Annotated in this window: 7 protein-coding genes; 2 read left to right on the forward strand and 5 right to left on the reverse strand. The window is 61.9% G+C overall.

All coding sequences use genetic code 11. The features are described 5' to 3' along the window. Window positions 1-12: 12 nt before the first annotated feature. The gene (locus tag ACZ9IM_RS24140; RefSeq protein ID WP_476225118.1) at window positions 13-13671 is read left to right on the forward strand and encodes a non-ribosomal peptide synthase/polyketide synthase; all 13659 of its coding nucleotides are present in this window, start codon (window positions 13-15) and stop codon (window positions 13669-13671) included. A 75-nt stretch (window positions 13672-13746) separates the two neighbouring features. Next, window positions 13747-14703 carry an alpha/beta hydrolase gene (locus tag ACZ9IM_RS24145; RefSeq protein WP_476225119.1) on the forward strand — a complete coding sequence of 319 codons (957 nt, stop codon included), beginning with the start codon at window positions 13747-13749 and terminating at the stop codon, window positions 14701-14703. A 147-nt stretch (window positions 14704-14850) separates the two neighbouring features. Here the strand turns inward: ACZ9IM_RS24145 and ACZ9IM_RS24150 are convergent, their stop codons facing one another. From ACZ9IM_RS24150 to pvdO, 5 genes are all read right to left on the reverse strand, one after another. Next, entirely contained in the window at window positions 14851-15210 is a 360-nt protein-coding gene (locus tag ACZ9IM_RS24150) for a DUF6124 family protein (protein WP_476225120.1), read from the reverse strand. A 597-nt stretch (window positions 15211-15807) separates the two neighbouring features. After that, window positions 15808-16389: a nucleotidyltransferase family protein gene (locus tag ACZ9IM_RS24155; protein WP_476225121.1), complete on the reverse strand. Its 582-nt coding sequence runs from the start codon at window positions 16387-16389 to the stop codon at window positions 15808-15810. A 445-nt stretch (window positions 16390-16834) separates the two neighbouring features. After that, a complete protein-coding gene (locus ACZ9IM_RS24160) occupies window positions 16835-19315 on the reverse strand; it encodes a TonB-dependent siderophore receptor (protein ID WP_476225122.1) in 2481 nt (826 codons plus the stop codon). Between the two features lie 298 nt (window positions 19316-19613). Next, window positions 19614-21263 (reverse strand): cyclic peptide export ABC transporter, encoded by a 1650-nt coding sequence (locus tag ACZ9IM_RS24165; RefSeq protein WP_427624388.1) that lies wholly within the window; start codon window positions 21261-21263, stop codon window positions 19614-19616. A gap of 274 nt (window positions 21264-21537) precedes the next feature. Beyond that, the gene (gene pvdO / locus ACZ9IM_RS24170) at window positions 21538-22425 is read right to left on the reverse strand and encodes a dihydropyoverdine dehydrogenase (protein WP_476225123.1); all 888 of its coding nucleotides are present in this window, start codon (window positions 22423-22425) and stop codon (window positions 21538-21540) included. Between the last annotated feature and the right edge of the window lie 115 nt (window positions 22426-22540).

Below are 22540 nucleotides of genomic sequence, written 5' to 3' on the forward strand. Positions count from 1 at the left end.
GGGGAACAACGCGTGCAAGAGTTAATCGAGTCGGTAGGACAACTTTCGGCTAAGCAAAGAAAGGCTCTGGCGGTTCTGCTCAAGCAGAAAGGCGTCAACCTTTTTGACATTGCCCCGGTTTTCAAGCGCACGGCTGAAGAACCGTTGTTGCTGTCCTACGCTCAACAGCGCCAGTGGTTTCTCTGGCAATGGGCGCCGCACAGCGCGGCCTACAACATTCCCACGGCCCTGCGCTTGCAGGGCCCGCTGGATGTGGCCGCGTTGCAGCGCAGCGTCCAGGCGCTGATTGAACGTCACGAAACCTTGCGCACGGTGTTCACTCAAGACGCCGGGCAACCCTTGCAAACGATCCTGCCCGCAGGATCGTTTGCCCTGGATATTCACGAGCTGAGCCCTGAGCTGGCAGCAAACCCGCAGGCGGCGATCCAGGCCTTCGTCCAGACCCAGAGCCAGCAAGCTTTCGATTTGCAGACCGGCCCGCTGTTGCGCGCGGCCCTGCTGCAAGTCACCCCGCATGATCATGTGTTGGTGCTGACCCTGCATCACATCGTGTCGGACGGTTGGTCGTTGCAGGTGATGATCGAGGAACTGGTGCAGTTGTATGCCGGTTTCAACCTCGGGCATGACGCCGGGCTGCCGGCCTTGCCGATTCAATACGCCGACTACGCCCTGTGGCAGCGGCAATGGATGGAGGCCGGCGAACAGGAACGTCAACTGGCCTACTGGCAACACAAGCTCGGCGGTGAGCAGCCGGTGCTGGAGTTGCCCACCGACCGTGCGCGCCCGGTGGAGCAGAGCTTTGCCGGGGCCAGCCATAACCTGATTCTGGACCCGGCGCTGAGCGACAGCCTCAAGGCCTTCGCCCGACGGGAAAACGTCACGCTGTTCGTGCTGTTACTGGCCTCGTTCCAGGCCTTGTTGCACCGCTACAGCGGCCAGGCCGATATCCGCGTCGGTGTGCCGGTGGCCAACCGCGGGCGCGTGGAGATCGAGCGTCTGATCGGTTTCTTCGTCAACACCCAAGTACTCAAGGCGGACGTCGACAGCCAAGCCAGCTTCGTCGATTTGCTGCGTCAGGTTCGGCAAACCGCCCAGGAAGCCCAGGCGCACCAGGACCTGCCGTTCGAACAACTGGTGGAAGCCCTGGAGCCGGGACGTAGCCTGAGCCACAGCCCGTTGTTCCAGGTGATGTTCAACCACCAGGCCGAAAGCCGCATCAGCGTCGAGACCCGCTTGAACGGCTTGAGCATCGAGCCGCTGGAATGGCAAAGCGCAACCGCGCAGTTCGACCTGGTGCTGAACACCACCGAACAGGCCCATGGCATTGAAGCGGTGCTCAAATACGCCACCGACCTGTTCGAAGCTTCGACCATCGAACGCCTGGCGCAGCACTGGCGCAACCTGCTGCGGGCGATCGTTCAGGACCCGACCCAGCGCATTGCCCAGCTGGCGGTGCTCGATGACGCGCAGCAACAGCAACTGCTCGCGCACTGGAACCCGAGCCCGGTGGTGCATCCGGTCAACCAGTGCATTCATCAGTTGATCGAGGCTCAGGTCGAGCGTCATCCGCAGGCGCCGGCGGTGGTGTTCGCCGGGCAACGGCTGACGTATGTCGAACTCAATCACCGGGCCAACCAATGGGCGCATCTGCTGATCGCCCGTGGCGTCGGCCCCGATGTGCGGGTGGGCGTGGCGGTGGAGCGTTCGCTGGACATGATCGTCGCCATTGTCGCGGTGCTGAAGGCCGGTGGCGCTTATGTGCCGCTGGACCCGAGCTACCCCGACGACCGTTTGCGCTACATGATCGAGGACAGCGGGATCGAGCTGTTGCTGACCCAGGGTCACCTGTTGGCGCAACTGCCGATTCCCCCGGGGCTGGCCTGCCTGGACCTGAATCAACCACCGCAGGACAGCAGCACGGCCAATCCGCCGTGCATGACTACGGCAGACAACCTCGCCTATGTGATTTACACCTCCGGGTCCACCGGCAAGCCCAAAGGCGCGTTGCTGCCCCATGGCAATGTCATTCGCCTGTTCAGCGCCACCGATCACTGGTTCGGTTTCGGCCCCGAGGACAGCTGGACGCTGTTCCATTCCTACGCGTTCGATTTCTCGGTCTGGGAAATTTTCGGTGCATTGCTTTACGGCGGCAAACTGGTGGTGGTGCCCCACGACGTCACCCGTTCGCCGGAAGAGTTCTACACCTTGCTCTGCGATGAACAAGTCACCGTTCTGAACCAGACGCCGTCGGCGTTCAAACCGCTGATGCAAGTGGCCAGTGCCTCGTCGCGCAACCATGCGCTGCGTTACGTGGTGTTTGGCGGTGAAGCGCTGGAAGTGCAGAGCCTGCGCCCCTGGTTCGAGCGTTTCGGCGACCGCGCGCCGACCCTGATCAACATGTACGGCATCACCGAAACCACCGTGCATGTGACCTACCGCCCGCTGTCCATGGCGGACTTGCAACAGAGCCACAGCAGCCCGATCGGCGAGCCGATTGTCGACCTGTCGTGGTACTTGCTCGATGACGCGCTGAACCTGGTGCCCCAAGGGTGCATCGGCGAGTTGTACATCGCCGGGGCCGGGCTCGCGCGGGGCTATCTGAACCAGCCAGGCATGAGCGCCACCCGGTTCGTTCCGGATCCGTTCAACCCTGTGGCCGGCGAACGCCTGTACCGCACCGGCGACCTGGCGCGGCTGCGCGGTGACGGGGTGATCGAGTACATCGGCCGTATCGACCATCAAGTGAAAATTCGCGGTTTCCGTATCGAGCTGGGAGAAATCGAAACCCAATTGCTCAAGCATGACGCGGTGCGTGAAGCCGTGGTGCTGGCGGTCGAAGGGCTTAGTGGGCAGCAATTGGCGACCTGGATTGTGCCGAGCGAGTCACTGGACGCGGAGGCCCATGCCGGCTTGCGCGATTCGATCAAGGCGCAATTGCGTGAAAGCCTGCCGGACTACATGGTGCCGGTCAGCTGGGTGTTCCTCGATCGCCTGCCGCTGACGGCCAACGGCAAGCTCGATCGCAAGCAACTGCCCAACCCCGATGTAAGCCTGGTGCAAGAAGCTTATGCGGCACCGCGCAGCGAACTCGAACAGCGTTTGGCCGAGATCTGGCAGGACGTGCTGAAAGTCGAGCGGGTCGGGCTCAACGACAATTTCTTCGAACTGGGCGGCGATTCGATCATCTCGATTCAGGTGGTTAGCCGGGCGCGTCAGGCGGGCATCCGTTTCTCGCCCAAGGACATCTTCCAGCACCAGACCGTACAACGCCTGGCCACCGTCGCACAGCAGAGCGATGCGGTGCAGGCGATGCAAGGTGATGTGCTTGGCGCTGCCGTGCTGACCCCGATTCAACAGTACTTTTTCGCCACCGACATTCCCCAGCGTCAGCACTGGAACCAGTCGATCCTGCTGACCCCGGCCGCGCCTCTGCAAGCGGTTGCGCTGGAGCAGGCCCTGGAACATCTGCAACGGCATCACGATGCCTTGCGTCTGCGCTATCGCCAAACCGCAGGTGGCTGGGCGCAAGAACATGCCGCCGTCGATCAGCCGAACGCACTGCTGCGCACTGTGGCGTTGCCTGACAGCGAGGCTTTGCCAGCGCTGTGCCTGGAGCTGCAGCGCAGCCTGAACCTGAGCGACGGCCCGTTGATTCGTGCTGCATTGGTGGACTTGCCCGACGCCAGCCAGCGACTGCTGTTGGTGATCCATCACCTGGTGGTCGATGGTGTGTCGTGGCGGATCCTGCTCGAAGACCTGCAAACCGCTTATCAACAACTGAGCGCTGGCACGCCGTTGCGCCTGCCGGCCAAGACCACGGCGTTCAAGGATTGGGGCGAACGCCTGCAAGGTTATGCGCGCAGCGCCGGGCTGGAAGCCGAGCTGGATTACTGGCGCGGGCAACTGGCCGAAGCGCCGGCAGACTTGCCGCTGGACAACCCTGATGGACAACTGCAGAACCGTTTCGAGCGCAGCGTCGATACGCGCCTGGATGCCGAGCGCACCCGGCAATTGCTGCAACAGGCACCGGCGGTGTATCGCACCCAGGTCAACGATTTGCTGTTGACCGCACTGGCCCGGGTTTTGTGTGAGTGGACCGCCTCCGACAGTACCCTGGTGCAGCTCGAAGGGCATGGCCGCGAAGACCTGTTCGACGACCTCGACCTGAGCCGTACCGTGGGCTGGTTCACCAGCATGTTCCCGGTGCGCCTGACTCCGCAGGCCAGCCTTGAAGCGTCCATCAAGGGCATCAAGGAACAACTGCGCTCGATCCCCAACAAAGGCATCGGCTATGGCTTGCTGCGTTATCTGGGAAGTGATGAGGCGCAAGCGGCCCTGAGCGGCGTGTCCCAACCCAAGGTGACGTTCAACTACCTGGGGCAGTTCGATAACAACTTCGACGAAGGCGCCCTGTGGGTGCCGGCCACCGAAAACAAGGGCGCCGGTCAGGACGAACAGGCGCCGATGAGCAACTGGCTGACCATCGACGGCCGCGTCTACCAGGGGCAATTGAGCCTGACCTGGACCTACAGCGGCGACGTGTTCGAAGAGGCGACCATCAATGCCCTGGCTCGCGCTTATGAAGTCGCGCTGGGCGAGTTGATCGACCATTGCCTGAATCATCCGAGCGGCGGCCTGACGCCGTCCGATGTGCCATTGGCCGGGTTGTCCCAGGCGCATCTGGACAGCCTGCCGATTGCGGCGCAGCGGATCGAGGACATTTACCCGCTGGCGCCGATGCAGCAGGGCATTCTGTTCCACAGCCTGTACGACGCCGACGCCAGCGCTTATGTCTATCAGATGCTGCTGGATATCGACGGGCTGGATGTACCGCGCTTCCAGCAAGCCTGGCAGCGGGTGGTGGACCGTCATGAAGTGCTGCGCGCCGGTTTCATCTGGGGACGCGACGGCCTCGATACACCGCTGCAAGTGATCAATCGCCAGCTGACCCTGGAAATGCCGGAAGTGGATGTGCGCGCCGTACCGGATCTGCAAGCCGTGCTTGAGGCCCGTGCCTTGGCTGATCGCGAGCGCGGTTTCGACTTGCAGAATCCGCCGCTGCTGCGCCTGTGCCTGCTGCGCACCGCCGATGATCGTCATCGCCTGATCTTCACCTGCCACCACATTCTCATGGACGGCTGGAGCAACTCGCGGATGTTTGGCGAAGTGCTGCAAGATTACGCCGGGCATCCGGTGCCGAGTGCCCAGGGCCGTTATCGCGACTTCCTGGCCTGGCTGCAACGTCAGGACAAGGACGCGGCGCAAGCTTTCTGGCGCGGGCAGTTGACCGAACTGGACGAGCCGACGCGGTTGGCCTCGGCCTGCCACGGGCAAACCGTGCCCGGCCCCGGCAAAGGCGTGCATAAGCTGACCTTTGACGCAGCCTTTACCCAGCGTCTCAACGGTTTCTCGCGTCAGCAGCAAGTGACGCTTAACAGCCTGGTGCAAGCCGCGTGGCTGTTGGTATTGCAGCGCTATACCGGGCAGAGCAGCGTCGCCTTCGGCGCGACGGTGTCCGGTCGTCCGGTGGACCTGCCGGGCATCGAGCAACAGTTGGGCCTGTTCATCAATACCCTGCCGGTGATCGCCAGCCCGCAAGCGACCTGCAGTGTCCGCGACTGGGTGCGCAGCGTGCAGGACAAGAACCTGCTGCTGCGCGATTACGAACAGACGCCGTTGCAAGACATCCAACGCCTGGCCGCGCTCAACGGCGAAGCGTTGTTCGACACCTTGCTGGTATTCGAAAACTACCCGGTGTCCGACACTCTGGAGGCCAATCCGGGCGGCTTGCGTTTCAGCGGTCTCGAACATCGCGAGCAAACCAACTACGGTCTGACACTGATCGCCGGTGCCGGCGAGGTCTTGAGCCTGGACTTCAACTACCTCACCGAGCACTTCGCCGAGCGCAGCATTGTCGGCCTGGCCGCTCATCTGGAAGAAGTGCTGCGCCAGTTCCTCGACGCGCCGCAACGCTTGCTGGGCGAGATCGGCCTGTTGCCGGCGAGCGAGCTGCGCACCCTGGCCGAATGGAATGACCATCATGCGGTGTACCCGGCCCAGGCGTTGATCCATCAGGGCTTCGAAGCCCAGGTCGAAGCGCAGCCACAGGCGATTGCCTTGCGCCATGCCGGTGCTGGTTTGACCTATGCCGAACTCAATCGCCGCGCCAATCAACTGGCCCGTCATCTGCAAACACTGGGGGTCGGTGCGGAAATCCGCGTGGGCGTGGCGATGCCTCGTTCCGCCGAACTGGTGATTGCCCTGATGGCGGTGCTCAAGGCTGGTGGCACCTACGTGCCGCTGGACCCGGACTACCCGGCGGATCGCGTGGCCTACATGCTCGACGACAGTCAGGCGCGGGTGCTGCTGACCCAGCCGCATTTGCTGTCGCAATTGCCCGAGACCCAGGCGCAAGTGGTGTGGGTCGAGGCGGGCGGGCAGGCCTTCGCCGACCTGGCACCGCACAACCTTGAACGCCGGATCGACTCCGCCAACCTGGCGTATGTGATTTATACCTCCGGTTCCACCGGTAAACCGAAGGGCGTGGCGATTGCTCATCGCAACGTGCAGGCGTTGATCCACTGGTCGCACGAGGTGTACAGCGAAGAGGACCTGCAAGGCGTGCTGGCCTCGACCTCGGTGTGCTTCGACCTGTCGGTGTGGGAGATTTTCGTCACCCTGGCCCGCGGCGGTTCGATCATCGTGGCGCGTAACGCCCTGGAATTGCCGGACCTGCCGGAGCGCGATCAGGTGCGCCTGATCAACACCGTGCCGTCGGCCATCGCGGCCTTGCAGCGCGCCGGGCAGATCCCTTCAAGTGTGCGCATCATCAATCTCGCCGGGGAACCGCTCAAGCAAGCGCTGGCGGATACGCTGTACCGCGAGACCTCGGTCGAGCACGTTTACGATTTGTACGGGCCGTCGGAAGACACCACCTATTCGACCTGCACCCGCCGCGAAGCCGGCGGCCAGGCCAACATCGGCCGGCCGCTGGTGAACACCACCGCGCACTTGCTCGATGCCCAATTGCAGGCCGCGCCGATTGGGGTTGCCGCCGAGCTGTACCTGGCCGGTGACGGCATTACCCGTGGCTATCTGTTCCGCCCGAGCCTCACCGCCGAACGCTTTGTGCCCAACCCGCTGGCCAGCAATGGCGAGCGGATGTACCGCACCGGCGACCTGACCCGTTTGAGTGAAGACGGTGTGATCGAGTACGTCGGCCGCATCGACCATCAGGTCAAGGTGCGCGGGTTCCGTATCGAACTGGGTGAAATCGAAGCGCGATTGTTGGCTCACGACAGCGTGCGCGAAGGCGTGGTGCTGGCGGTGGAAGGCCATAGCGGCCAGCAACTGGTGGCCTATGTGGTGCCGACACAAGCAGACCTGAGCCCGCAACAGCAGGACGATCTGAGCGAGGCACTCAAGGCCGGACTCAAGGCGCACCTGCCGGATTACATGGTGCCGGCGCAATGGCTATTCATCGAACAACTGCCGCTGACCCCCAACGGCAAACTCGACCGCAAGGCTTTGCCGTCCCCGGACACCAACCAGCTGCAACGCGATTACGTGGCACCGCGCACTGCGCTGGAGCAGCAGATTGCCGGGATCTGGCAAGACATTCTGAAACTCGAGAGGGTCGGCGTGACCGACAACTTCTTCACCCTGGGCGGCGACTCGATCATCTCTATCCAGGTGGTGAGCCGGGCGCGTCAGCAGGGCATCAGCTTCACGCCCAAGGATCTGTTCCAGCAGCAGACGGTCCAGGGGCTAGCCACTGTCGCGCAGCTCGGCAAAGCCCTGGCGCCAATCGATCAAGGCCCGGTGACAGGTGAGACACCGTTACTGCCGATTCAGCAATGGTTCTTTGAACAACCCTTGCCGCAGCGTCATCACTGGAATCAGTCGGTGCTGCTCAAACCGTTGAACCCTCTGGTGGCCGCGACACTTGAGCAGGCATTGCACGCGCTGATCGATCATCACGACGGCCTGCGCCTGGGCTTTACCCAAACCCCAGGCAGCTGGTCGGCGAGCTATCGGACCGTGGAACAACGGCGCCTGTCACCGTTGTGGCTGGAATCGGTCAGCGATGCCGCCCACCTGGAACGCGTCGCCGAACAAGCCCAGCGCAGCCTGGATCTGCAACAAGGCCCGTTGTTGCGCGCGGTGTTGTTCGATTTGCCTGAGGGCGAGCAGCGCTTGTTGTTGATCGTTCATCACCTGGTGGTCGATGGTGTGTCGTGGCGGATCCTGCTGGAGGATTTGCAGGGCAGCTACCGCCAGTTACTGGCCGGCGAACCGTTGGCATTGGCGGCCAAGACCACGTCCTTCAAGCGTTGGGCGGAGCAGTTGCAAACTCATGCCCGCAGTGAATCGCTGCTTGGACAACTGCCTTACTGGCAGGCGCAGCGCCCGGACGGCGCGCCGCTGCCGCAAGATAACCCCCAGGGCAGCCTGCAGAGCCGCCATGCCTTGACGCTTTACAGTCGCCTGAACCCGACCTTGACCCGACGACTGCTGCAACAGACCCCGGCGGCTTACCGCACACAGGTCAACGACCTGTTGCTGACGGCGCTGGCACGGGTGATCGCCCGTTGGAGCGAACAGTCGTCGGTACTGATTCAGCTCGAAGGCCATGGTCGTGAAGATTTGTTCGACGGCCTCGATCTGACCCGCACGGTCGGCTGGTTCACCAGCCTGTTCCCGGTCAAATTGACCCCGACCCAGGAGCTGGCCGGCTCGATCAAGCAAATCAAGGAGCAACTGCGCGCAATTCCGGATCGTGGCATTGGTTACGGTGTGCTGCGTTATCTGGGGGACGAGGCTTGCCAGGCGTCGCTGCGAACCCTGCCGACACCGCGTATCACCTTCAACTACCTGGGCCAGTTCGACGGCAGCTTCGATAGCCAGAGCGGTGCCTTGTTCGTGCCGGCCGATGAGGGCAAGGGCGCAGAGCACAGTCACGATGCGCTGCTGGGTAACTGGCTGACGCTCAATGGCCAGGTGTATGGCGGCGAGTTGAGTGTCGGCTGGTCGTTCAGCACGCAGATGTTCAACGCCTCGACCATTGAACACCTGGCCGAGGAGTACGCCCGGGAACTGGAGCTGCTGATCGAGCATTGCTGCCAGCCGGACAGCCACGGCGTCACGCCGTCGGACTTCCCGTTGGCGTATCTGGATCAGGCCCGACTGGACGCCTTGCCGATAGCCCCGTCCCGGATCGAAGACATTTATCCGCTGTCGCCGATGCAGGAGGGCATGCTGTTCCACACCTTGTCGGACAATGGTTCGAGCCTGTACGTCAATCAGATCAGTTTGCCGGTGGGCGGTCTGGATATTGAGCGTTTCCGCAAGGCCTGGGAGGCGGTCATCGAGCGTCAGGCCATCCTGCGCACCAGTTTCCATTGGCACGATGGCTTGGCCAAACCGCTGCAAATTGTCCAGCGTCAGGCGACGCTCGATTTGCAGGTGCTCGACTGGCGCGATCGCGACGCCAGCGAGGCGGACATCGCCGCGCGGGCCGCCGAGGACCGCGCGCGAGGCTTCGAGCTGACCCATGCGCCACTGCAACGAGTGTTGTTGATTCGCAGCACTGAAGATCAGTACCAGATGGTCTGGACCAGTCACCACATCCTGATGGACGGCTGGAGCAGCTCGCGGCTGTTTGGTGAGGTGATCCAGCATTACGCCAAGGGTGAAATCAGCGCTGAAAACGGCCGCTACCGCGACTTCATCGCCTGGTTGCAAGCCCAGGACCAGGACGCCCGGGAGCTGTTCTGGAAAGCCCGGCTGGCCCCGGTCAACGAGGCGACGGCGTTGAGCCAGGCCATCCATCCACGGCATGTGTCCGATGAACCCGGCCACAACGCCATTTACTCCCATTGGGACGCGCAACAGACCGGTCGTCTGCTGCAGTTCTGCCGCGATCTGCGGATTACCCCGAACACGTTGATCCAGGGCGCATGGTTGCTGCTGTTGCAGCGTTATACCGGGAAAAACACCGTGACCTTTGGCGCCACGGTATCCGGGCGTCCCGAGAGTTTGCCCAATGTCGGCAACATGCTGGGGCTGTTCATCAACACCTTGCCGATCATTCAGACGCTGGAACCGGATCAGCCTCTGGCAGACTGGCTGAACCGGATCCAGGCTTACAACCTGGATATCCGCGACCATTCCCAGGCTCCGTTGGCGGACGTGCAACGCTGGTCCGGCTTGGGCGGGCAGGCGCTGTTCGACAGCATCATCGTGTTCGAGAACTACCCGATCGACGACCGCCTGCAAGAGGACAACGATAGCGGCCTGAGCTTCGGCAAATCCATCGGCCATGACGTGACGAACGTGCCGATGGACCTGGCGGTGACGCTCGGCGACGAATTGTCGATTGAGTACCTGTACCTGCGCAGCCACTTCAGTGCCGAGGCGGTGGAGGGGATTCGCCTGACGCTGGAAAACACCCTTGAGGCGATGATGCGCGCGCCTGACGAACGCCTGGGTAACCTGCAGCGCCTGTCGCTTGAACAATGGCAGGCGATGAAAACCTGGAGCGCCGAGCCGCCAGCGGATCATCAGCCGCAGCTGTTGCCGGAGCTGATCGGTCGACACGCACTGAGTCAGCCCGAGGCCATTGCGGTGCAATGCGCCGGGCTGAGCCTGAGCTACGGCGAACTGGAGCGACGGGCCAATCGTCTGGCCCATTGCCTGATCGAACACGGCGCGGGGCCGGAGGTGGTGATCGGCGTGGCACTCCCACGTTCGCTGGAAATGGTCGTCAGCTTCCTCGCCGTGCTCAAAAGCGGCGCGGCGTATGTGCCGTTGGACATTGATTATCCGCCGGAGCGTCTGGCGTACATGATCGAAGATTCCGGCATGGCGCTGCTGTTGACCCAGAGCAGCCTGCGGGCAACGTTACCGGCGCCTGAGGGCCTGTTGCGCCTTGAGCTGGATCAGCTCGACGAGTCCCGTTATGCCGATGAGGCGCCGGTGTGTCGCGTGTTGGAGCAAGGGCTGGCCTATCTGGTTTACACCTCGGGTTCCACCGGCCGGCCAAAAGGCGTGGCGGTCACCCAGGGCCCCCTGAGCATGCACTGTCAGGCCATCGCCACACTGTATGAAATGGACACCCGCAGTTGCGAGCTGCACTTCATGTCGTTCGCCTTCGACGGTGCTCATGAGCGCTGGTTGAGTACGCTGTACAGCGGCGGCCGGCTGGTGGTGCGCGACGGTTGCCTGTGGACGCCGGAGCAGACCTATCAGGCGCTGCACGAGTACGGCGTGACCATCGCTTGCTTCCCGCCGGCCTACCTCAAGCAACTGGCCGAGTACGCCGCGGCCAGCGGAATTGCACCGCCACCGGTGCGCATCTATTGCTTCGGTGGCGATGCGGTGCCGGACCAGACCTTCGAACAGGTCAAGGCGGCGCTGCGTCCCGAGTACTTCACCAACGGCTATGGCCCGACGGAAACCGTGGTCACCCCGATGTTGTGGAAAGTGCCGGTGAGCCAGCAGTGTGAAGCGGCCTATGCGCCGATTGGCCGGGCGGTGGGCGCGCGTTCGCTGTATGTGCTGGATGAAGAATTGAATCCGCTGCCGCCCGGTTTTGCCGGCGAGTTGTACATCGGTGGCTACGGGGTTGCCCGTGGTTACCATGGCCGGCCGGACCTGACCTGCGAACGCTTCGTGCCCAACCCGTTTGCCAGCGGTGAGCGGTTGTACCGCACCGGCGATCTGGTGCGCTTGCGCCAGGACGGCGTGGTCGATTACGTCGGCCGCATCGACCATCAGGTCAAAGTGCGCGGGTTCCGCATCGAGCTGGGTGAAGTCGAGGCCTGCCTGCGGCAACTGGCGCCGGTCCGCGACGCCCTGGTGATCGCCCGGGACAATGCCTCCGGCAAGCAACTGATCGGCTACGTCGTCACCGACGCCGGCCAGCAGCTGGGCGATGAACTCAAGGCCGGTCTGCGCAGCACCTTGCCTGAATACATGGTGCCGGCGCAGATCGTCTGCCTCAGTGCCTTCCCGATCACCCCCAACGGCAAGCTCGACCGCAAGGCATTGCCCGAGCCGGAGTTCAAAAGCGAGGAATACGTTGCCCCGCGCAATCAACAGGAACAACTGCTGGCGGACATCTGGGCGCAGGTGTTGCAGGTGGAGCAGGTCGGTATCAGCGACAACTTCTTCGAACTGGGCGGCGACTCGATCCTGAGCCTGCAAGTGATTTCCCGGGTCAGGAACCACCCGACCCTGCAGATGGACCTCAAGCTGCGCGATCTGATGCGCTACCAGACCATCGCCGGCATCGTCGAACAGGACGTGGTCAAGGCTGGCACCGCGCAACCGGCGGTGGACCTTACTCATGTGGCCAGTGAAGGGTTGTTCAATCTGCTGCCGATTCAGGAGTGGTTCTTTGCCGAGGGCATGGCCGAGTCTCATCACTACAACCAGTCGTTTTTGCTGAGTGCGCGTCAGACGCTGGATCTGGATGCCCTGGAACAGGCGCTGGGCTGGATCGAAAACCACCACGACACCTTGCGCCTGCGCTTCTGTCAGGAAGGCGGGCGCTGGTTGCAGCGCTATGCCGCACCGACCGAGCGCCGCGAGCCGGTGCTGTGGCGCCGCGAGGTCGAGAGCAGTGAGCAGGTCGAAGCCTTGGCCAACCTGACTCAGCGCAGCCTCAAACTCGACGATGGGCCGGCCTGGCGTGTGGTGCACATCGCCTTGCCGGACGGCCAGGCGCGGCTGTTGATGGTCATCCACCATCTGGTGGTCGACACCGTATCGTGGCGGATTCTGCTCGATGACTTGAAGGTGGCCTATGAGGCCTGTGTGATGGGCATCGAACCGCAATTGCCGATCCGCACCAGCAGCTATCGTGCGTTTGCCGAAGCGTTGCAGGCGCAGGCGCCGGTGATTGCCGAGCAGGAATTGGCCTACTGGCTGGAGCAACTGGATCAGCCGGGTATCGACCTGCCGTGCGACAACCGTCGCGGCAAGAATCAGGTACGTCACCAGGCTCAGGCGCGGCTCAAATTGTCTCGCGAACACACCGAGCAGTTGCTCAAGCAGGCGCCGGCGGTCTATCGCACGCAGATCAACGATTTGCTGCTGTCGGCCCTGAGCCGGGCGCTGTGCCGCTGGAGCGAACAGCCGTCGGCGCTGATTTTGCTGGAAGGGCATGGCCGCGAGGACCTGTTCGAGAACATCGACCTGAGTCGCAGCCTGGGCTGGTTCACCAGCATGTTCCCGGTCCGGCTTACCCCCGACAGCGCGGACATCGGCGCGTCGATCGTCAACGTGCAAGCGCAGTTGGCGGCCATCCCGCAGAAGGGCATCGGCTATGGCGTGTTGCGTCACCTGGCCGGCCCGCAACTGGCCCGCCAGTTGGCTGATCTGCCGCAGGCACGGGTGACGTTCAACTATCTGGGGCAGTTCGACCAGAGCTTCGACGAGCAGGCCTTGCTGGTGCCGGCGCTGGAAGAAACCGGTGACAACTACAGCCTGCAGGCCAATCTGGGCAACTGGCTGGAGATCGTCGGCCAGGTGTACGACGGTCAGTTGGCGCTGCGTTGCATCTACAGCAGCCAGCGTTATCGGGCCAGCACCCTGGAGCGGCTCATGCAGGATTATCAGCGCGAGCTTGAGGCGTTGATCGAGCATTGCATGGCGCGGGTGGGCTGAGAGCCGGGGTTTTAATCATTGCTGGGGGGCGTTGCTCAGGCGCGCCCCTTTTTTACGGACATAAGGATTCTTTCGATGTCGCTACACCCTGATCTGGAAGCCTTCCTCGACCTGGCGCAAGACGGCCAGGACGCAGGCCAGCCAGCGCTGCATCAACTGACCCCGGTCGAGGCGCGGGCGATTTTCGAACAAACCACCGCGCAATTGCGTTGGGATGCTCCTCAGGATCTTGACGTGCTGGAGGTCAGCACCACGGCCCGGGACGGCGCGCCGCTGGCGTTGCGTTTGTATCGCCCGAGCGGGGCGACGGCACCGATGCCGGTGCTGGTGTACTTCCATGGCGGTGGTTTTGTAGTGGGCAGCCTGGACTCCCATGACGGAGTCTGCCGCGAATTCTGCCGGCGTACGCCATGCGCAGTGTTATCGGTTGGCTATCGGCTGGCGCCGGAGCATCGTTTCCCGATAGCGCTGGAGGACGGTGAAGACGCCTTGTCCTGGCTGGCGGAACAGGCGCCGGCCCTGGGGCTGGATGCCGGTCGCGTCGCGTTCGGCGGTGACAGTGCCGGTGCCACATTGGCAACGGTGCTGGCCTTGCAAGCGGTGGTTCAGCCACACACCGTGGCCATCGTCCCCAAGGTGCAGTTGCTGTGTTATCCGGTCACTGATGCGTCGCGAACCCACGATTCGCGTTTGTTGTTCAGTGAGGGGTATTTGCTGGAGAACGACACGCTGGACTGGTTTTACCAACACTACGCCCGCAGCCCCGAAGATTTGCTGGACTGGCGCTTCTCACCGTTGCTGGCTGAGGACTTGCGCGGGGTTGCGCCGGCGATTGTGTTGCTGGCCGGGTTCGATCCGTTGCTCGATGAAGGCCAGGCCTACGTCGATAAACTGCGCGCGCAGGGAGTGAGTGTCGAACTCGAACATTGCCCGGGGCTGACCCATGACTTGCTCAGATTGGCCTCGGTCATGCCGGATGTGCTGGGTGTGCATGAAAGCTTGAGTCGGGCGCTGAGTCGGCATTTGGGTTGAGCATGGAAACTGCGGGGTAGTGTGATGTTGATCGTTCCCACGCTCCGCGTGGGAATGCCTCAACGGACGCTCTGCGTTCGGCTCTGGAAGGGACGCGGAGCGTCCCGGGCTGCATTCCCACGCAGAGCGTGGGAACGATCATCCTCGCTAGCCTCGCGGATCGAAGTTATCCAGCACCCGGTTCACTGCCAGCTCCCCGAGCATGACCACCGATTGAATCCCCAACATCATGTTGCGATGTGGCATGTCCATCAATCCGGCGAACTCGCTGAGCATCATGCTCGCTGACGCCAGGGACTCGCAGGCGTTGACCAGTAGGGTTTCGTTATCGACCTCGGTGCCTACATGGTAAATGGTGCTGGGTTTGCGCTTGGTGTCTTTGGGGATGGGCGGTTTGAGGTGGTAATCGAGGGCGCGGTCGGCGGCTTCGTTGAGTTTTTTGGAATCGAGGGATTCGTAGGGGGATGCCGGATCGGTTTCCGGTGGGTTCGGTGTAGGTTTGAACATGGTAAAACTCCTTGATCAATGGAGTCGCCACACGTCGCTGCTAAACGAGAAAGGGTGGCGACTGTACGCGGGTTAGCAGACCAGGGATCAAGGAACCCGGCGCACCGAAGTGCCCCACGCACAGTCACCATAACGCAGACCAGCGTAGGCAAAAGTAGCCGGCTGATCGAGAGATGACACTGCGTGCCTTGATATTTACCGAGCTGCTAAACCCGATCGCTGATTCGTCAGCGACCCGGAAACGATAGAGCCCGGCCTCAAGGCGCACAAGCCGGCGGATTCTGGCGTAGTCGTAGGCAGCGGCGCAAGGATGTGTAGCCTGAGTGAGTATCTGGAAGTGTCTTTTAAACAGTGTTTGTTTAGCGGTCTCGCTTCGGGTTTTGTAGTGGATGGGCTGGCCTCATCGCGAGCAGGCTCGCTCCCACATTTGATCTGAGGCGTTCGCAAAAAATGGATTCACCGCAGGTCCCCTGTGGGAGCGAGCCTGCTCGCGATGAGGCCCGAAAGAACACCCTCGAACCCAGGGTCAAACCCCCGGATAAACGAATGCATCCGCTTTCTTGCTAAAAACCGGTAAGTGTCTGATTAAGTCTTCTTTCAAAACTCGAATAGCTCTGTAGGTAGACCTGACTCCTGCCTGAGTAGAGGCCACGCTGTCGTCCACCCCTTGGACTTCAAGCGCTCTTGGTACATAGCTTTTTTTTCTTCAGTGAATCTCCAAGTGGGCCTGATGATCAGGTTGAAAAGATCATCCAGTCCCAACGGGGCAGATACCTCACAGGTGTTTCCTTCGCGCAATCTGACGGCTATTGCCGTTGCTGTCTCTGGCCAGTAACGCATTGCATCACTAGTGGAGATGTAAGGTTTATCGCCGTTCTGAACATGCATTCTCGCCTGATTTTTTACTGACCAGAGGACGGTCGGGTCCAAATCTCGCAGAGCTGCTTCTAAAGCCCTGTCATCTGAGGGAGTGCAATGACATGGATCAAACCAGATTACGTCGACGTCGGTCGAGATAGGGGACGGGAAGCGTCCGTGCAAGTGATCCCAAACCGCGTTCCGGACAAAACCTGCACCTATCCAACAATCCGGCAACCCCAGGGAATGAACAAGCTGGAGTAGGCGCCATCGAGCGGGGTCTGCTGAAATGATTGTCTGGACTCTTGAAGCGTTATTCATTGACATCTCCAAGCCATCGTTGGGTAGAAGGATTCCCATCACTACATCTTATGGTGTGCGGGAAATGTCGATGAAACATCATTTGTTTAGCAGTCTCACTTTGGATTTTGTAGTGAATGGACGGGCGTCATCGCGGGCAAGCCCGCTCCCACAGGTATCTGCTTAGACCAAAGGATTTGTGAACGACACCAATCACTGTGGGAGCGGGCTTGCTCGCGATGAGGCCCGAAAGGACACCCTTGAACTTTCAGTTAAAAACCACCGCCATTGATCGTTCCCACGCTCTGCGTGGGAATGCCTCAACGGACGCTCCGCGTTCGGCTCTGGAAGGGACGCGGAGCGTCCCGGGCTGCATTCCCACGCAGAGCGTGGGAACGATCAACGTCAGCTTTTCCCGCACAAAAAAACGCCCCGCAATTGCGGGGCGTTTTCATTGAGGCTGCAATCAGAAGTCAGCCTTGACCGACATCACGAAGTTGCGCGGTTCACCGTAGAAGTTACCCCAGCCTTCGGTACCGACCGTGGCGTAGTAGCGCTTGTCGAACAGGTTGTTGCCGTTCAGTGCCACGGACCAGGTGTCGTCGATGCGGTAGCCGATGCGACCGTTCCAGACCGCATAGCCGGCCTGGGTGACGTTGTTGTTGCTGGTAGGCGAGACGCGGTAGTTGCCGCTCTGGGCATTGACGCCGGCACCGACGGTGACACGTTCCAGCGGGCCGCTGAGCGCATAGTCGCCCCACACACGCAGCAAGTGGCGCGGCACATAGGTGTTGTACGACACGCCATCCTGACTGACGTCGGCATCTTCCAGAATCTTGGTCTGGGTGTAGGTGTAGCCGGCGAGCAATTGCAGACGATCGATGACTTCACCGCTGACTTCAGCTTCGAAGCCCTGGGCGCGCACTTTTCCGGAGTTCAGCGAGCAGCTGCTGTCCGGGCAGGCCGGGTCATCCTGGGCTGCGTCTTTCTGGACGGTGCGGAACAGGTTGAAGGAGCTGTTCAGGCGACCGTCGAACCATTCACCCTTGATCCCCAGTTCATAGCTCTGGCCGATCAATGGCTTGAGCGTCGAACCGTTGATGGTCTTGTAGCCGCCCTGTGGGGTGAAGATATCCGCATAGCTGGTGTAGACGGTCAGGTTGTCGTTGATGTCGAACAGCAGCGCGGCGAACGGGGTGACTTGCCCGGTTTCCTTGGCCTCGGAGCTTGTCGGCGTGCCTTCGCCGCGCCAGAACGAGACGGAGTCGGTTTCGGACTTGTACCAGCTGACGCGGCTGCCCAGTACGAAGGTCAGCGGATCGGCCAGTTTCAGGCGTGCCGTGGAGTAGGCGCCGTATTGCTTGATCCGCATGTCCACCGGACCACCCCGGGAGGCGTTGGCCAGGTAAAAACTTTCATCCGGCTGGGGCAGGTGATGGTTGGGGTTCAGCACATTCTGAGTTTGAGGCAGGAGGGCCACGGCGTAGAAGTCGTCCTTGTGGGAGCGGCTGGCGTTGGCACCGACGATCAGCTCGTGCTCTTGGCCGAATGCGTTGAACTTGCCGTCCACATACGCGTCGAGGCCGTAGTCGACCTGATCGTAGTCAAAGATGCTGCCGATCATCGCGGTACTGGTGCTGGTGGCGCCAACCGGTACTGAACCGCTGGGGAAGGCGTATTCCATGTCCTGGGTGTTTTTCGAGTAAACCCCCGCGACCTTCAGCGCCCAGTTGTCGTTGAACTCGTGTTTCAGGTCGCCAAAGTAAGTGGCCCGCTTGCTGCGCTGGTTGTTCCAAGCGGTGTTCAGGCACGTGGAACGAGAGAGCTTCAGGTCGCTGCCATCGGCGTAGCGCGGCAAGCCGCCCCAGCACGGAGTGGCATCGACGTCTTCATAGGCCATGCCCAGGCCGAGAGTGGTGTAGTCGCTCAGGTCGAAGTCCAGCGCACCGTAGTAGATCTGGTCCCTGCGTTCGCCCACGTCATAGAAATACTGACGGGTCTGCTGGGTCACCACGGCCCGGCCACGAATGGTGCCGGCGTCGTTCAGCGGGCCGCCGGTGTCGACCTGGCCACGGTAGTTGTCCCAGGTCCCGGCAGACAACGACAGTTGAGTGTGCGGGGTGTCCTGGCCGCGCTTGCGCACGAAGTTCACACCCCCCGCGGTGCCCCCGGCGCCCTTCATCATCCCGGCCGCACCGCGCAACACTTCGACCCGATCATAGATCGCCATGTCGCTGTTGAAGGCATCGGCCTGCACGTAGCTGCTGCCGATGTCCAGCGGCACACCGTCGTACTGGTACTGGCCGGTCATGCGGAAACCCCGGGAGTAGAAATACTTGCCGCCCATGGGCGAATCGTAAACGGTAATGCCCGGGGTCTTTTCCATGACCTGTTCGATGGTGTTCAGGTTCTGGTCATCGAGCATCTTGCGCGTGATGACGGTGATCGACTGCGGGGTTTCCCTGAGCGAGTGCTCGCCCTTGCCAATGGTCACCGCGCCGGTGGTGTAGGAGTTGCTGCCTTCGGTGGTCGCGCCCAACCGCTGACCGTTGATGCTGGTCGGTGCCAGTTCCATCGCACTGCCGGTGGCCGGCGCCAGCAGCGTGACCGTGTTGCCGTCGCGTTGATGGCGGATCCCGGTGCCCTTGAGCAGCGCGCTGAGCGAATCATCTTCCTGATAGCGGCCGTTGAGGGCGCTGGAGCGCAGGTTCTGAATGCTCTCGGGGCTGTAGATGATTTGCAGATTGGTCTGTTGACCGAGGGTCTGCAGCGCCTGAGCCAATGGCTGGGCCGGGATGTTCAGGGTCCATTCCTGGGCCTGGACATACGGCGTCACCGCCAGGGTCATCGCCAGGCCGAGGCCGGTGGACGTCATGCGCGAGCGGGTCGTGCTGCTCATTAACAGGGCGCGGGTCAGAGGTCGAAGCATGAAACGGGATGCGGACATGAGGTTAAGACCTTGGCAGGTATAGTTGGTAATGGTTCTTATTCATCTCATTAAGACGAGGAGGCCGCGGCAAACCGGAAAATTATTTTTCCGGTCCAGGGGCAATGCCGGTCAGTTAAGTGGAGGCCAAGACTCTGTGGCGAGGGGGCTTGCCCCCGTTGGACTGCGAAGCAGTCCTGAACCTGCAACCTCGTTCTGCCTGGCACACCGCATGCAACGTAATTGCGACTGCTTCGCAGCCGAACGGGGGCGAGCCCCCTCGCCACAGGGGGCTTGGCACGCCCCCAGGCCTCGTCAGTCAGGCGGGTTGCAGTTCGCTTTTGACCTTGCCGGCCTCCATGCGCACCAGTTGATCGGCTACGTCGAAATAGCGGTCATCGTGGGAGATGACGATGATGGTCTTGCCCAGGCGTTTCAGGTCGGGCAGCAGTTCGGTGTAGAAAATGCGCCGGAAGGTCGGGTCCTGATCGGCCGCCCATTCGTCGAACACCAGCACCGGCCGTTCTTCGAGCCAGGCATTGACCAGCGCCAGGCGTTTGCGCTGGCCGGTGGAAAGGTCGGTGGTGCTGAATGCGCCGTCGCGCACGCTGACCTTGTGCGCGATCTCCAGCCGTTCGAGGTAGCGCGTGGCATCCTGGGGCACTTGCCGGTCGCCCTGAATCAGGTCATCGAACAGGTAATAGTCGGCAAATATCGTGGTGAAATTCTGCCGGTAGTCATCGCGATTGAGGGCGGTGATCGGCTGGTCGTTCACGCGGATCTCGCCTTCGGTGGGCGCATAAAGACCCAGCAGCAGTTTGATCAGTGTGGTTTTGCCGCAACCGTTTTCACCGACGATGAAGACAATGTCGCCTTGCTCGATGCGCAGGTTGACCGGGCCGAGGCGGAAGGGCTCGCTGCCCTCCACCGGGGGGAACGCGTAACGCACGTTGCTCAGTTCCAGGCTGTGGACCGGGCCGGGTTTGTGGCCCTGATCTTCCAGCAGCAGGTGCGGTTCCGGGGAGGAAAACTGTTCGCTGAGCTCGGCGATCCGGCGAAACGCAATCTGCGCACGGCTGATGATCGGCAGGGTGCTGACCAAATGTTCCAGCGGGCCCTTCATGTACAGCAGCACCAACACAAAACCGCTCATCACGGCCTTGTCGGCACTGGGCCAGAACGATTGCAGGGCCAGTGCCAGGCCGATGACCACGAAGAACAGCATCGAGCCGAACGACTTGGCAATGACGAAGGTATTGATCGAGCGGATCTGCGTGTCACAGATTTTCTCGGCGGTTTTCTGGATGCCGGAAACGAACATCCGCTGACGCCGCGGGCGGTGGATGCGCAGTTCCTTGGCCCCTTCGGCGATGGCGTTGTAGTGCTTTTGCAGCTCGTCTTCGGAGTCTCGCGCCGCGTAGAAACCGCGCATGCCCTTGGCCCGGGCGATGGCCTGGATGGTGGTGCCGATGGCGATGGCCACCAGCATCATCAGAAACATCGGCCACGACAGCATGGCCAGGTAGCCGAGGCAACCCAGGGTCACGGTCAGGGAAATCGCCAATGGCGCGAAGGCGAAGGCGAAATCGCTGATGGTGTCCACGTCATGGGTCAGCACCGGGATCAGCCGGTGGCTGCGGTAGCGCTCGATCTGGTCGATCGGCGCCGACAGCACTTTCTCCCCCAGCTCTTTGCGCAGCCTGGCGATGATGTGCTGACCGACGTAGTTGGTGCCGATGTCGGAAAGAATCGAGGTCAGCAGCGCCAGCACGCACAGCCCGGCGAAAATCATCACCACGGTGCGGGTCAGGCCATCGGCGGAATGCAGCGCATTGTTGATGGTTGCCAGCAACACGGTGACGCTCAGGCCACCGATCATGCCGAGCACGATGGACACAGAGACAATCAGGCGGAAGGGCTTGAGCAGGGCGAACAATTCGTTGATCGCCCCACGCGTTGGCTTGGTCATGGAGGATTCCTGCTTCGATGCGGAGGGAGTGCCGGTACTTAAGGAAAACGAATGGTCGGGGACTTTATTTAAACGGCTGCGGAGGGTAATTGCCGGTTAGTCACAACACCTGCGGCGAGGGGCTTGCCCTAATGCTGGTAGCTAAAGCCGCGCAAACTTGTGGGAGCGAGCCTGCTCGCGATAGCGGTGGGTCAGGCAACATTGATGTTGAAGGTGCCGCCGTCATCGCGAGCAGGCTCGCTCCCACAAGGGCAAGCCCCTTACCCCAAGGGATTCAGAACTCACGCACTACACGAAACCCCAGCCAGTCGCCGCTGCTAGTGGGCAGGCTGCTGTTGCGATTGCCGGAGCGGGAAAACACCGGTGCTTCGCCCCAGTCGTTGCCGCGCATGACCTGGCGTTTGCAGTTCTGCTCCAGCCACGGGCTGCCGTCGCTGGGCACGCCGACATAGTCTTCGCGGTAGCAGTCGGCGACCCACTCATAAACGTTGCCGTGCATGTCGAACACGCCAAAGGCGTTGGCCGGGAAAGTGCCGGCCGGGGAGGTGAAGTTGTAGCCGTCGGCGGCGCCGTAGGTGTTGGCGTTTTTGGAGATCTGGTAATCGGCGCCTTCATCGAACGCAAAGGGGAAAGCCCCGGTGCTGCCGGCGCGGGCGGCGTACTCACGGATCGACTCGCTGGGCATGCGATAGGCATGACCGGTTTTCTCCGACAGCCAGGCAATGTAACCCTCGGCTTCGGCCACGTTCATGCACACGGCCGGGTGGCGTGCCGTCTGTTTGAAGCTCGGTTTGCCGGCCGTGCAGCGACGACCCGGCCGATCATCGAAGTCGGCGGGGGTGTTGCCGGTGGCGCGCGTGTACGCGTCCCATTCGCCGGCCAGTACCTGGAAGCGACTGATGGCGAAGGGGCGGGTGAAGGTCACTTCATGCAGCGGACCTTCATCGGGCTGGTGGCCGACTTCATCCGCTGGTGTGCCCATGGTGTAGCGGCCGGCGGGCAGCACGACCATTTCCGGACAGTCCTTGCAGTCCTTGAACACCTTGCCGGGAGTTGGCGGGCTTGCGGCCTGAGCCGTACCGGGCAGCAGGCTGGCGAGCAGTGCGGTCAGTGCCAGGGCCGATAGGGTTCGCAGGGAAGAGGGCATATGGAGCGTTTTCATAAGTCGTCTCGGTTAAAGGAAAACGGTGCCTCGCAGCTCACTCATCAGTCATGCCGACCATTGTGGCGAGCGAGCTTGCTCGCGCTGGGCTGCGCAGCGGCCCCAAAAATCTGCC

The sequence above is a fragment of the Pseudomonas sp. TE12508 genome, assembly GCF_056279485.1.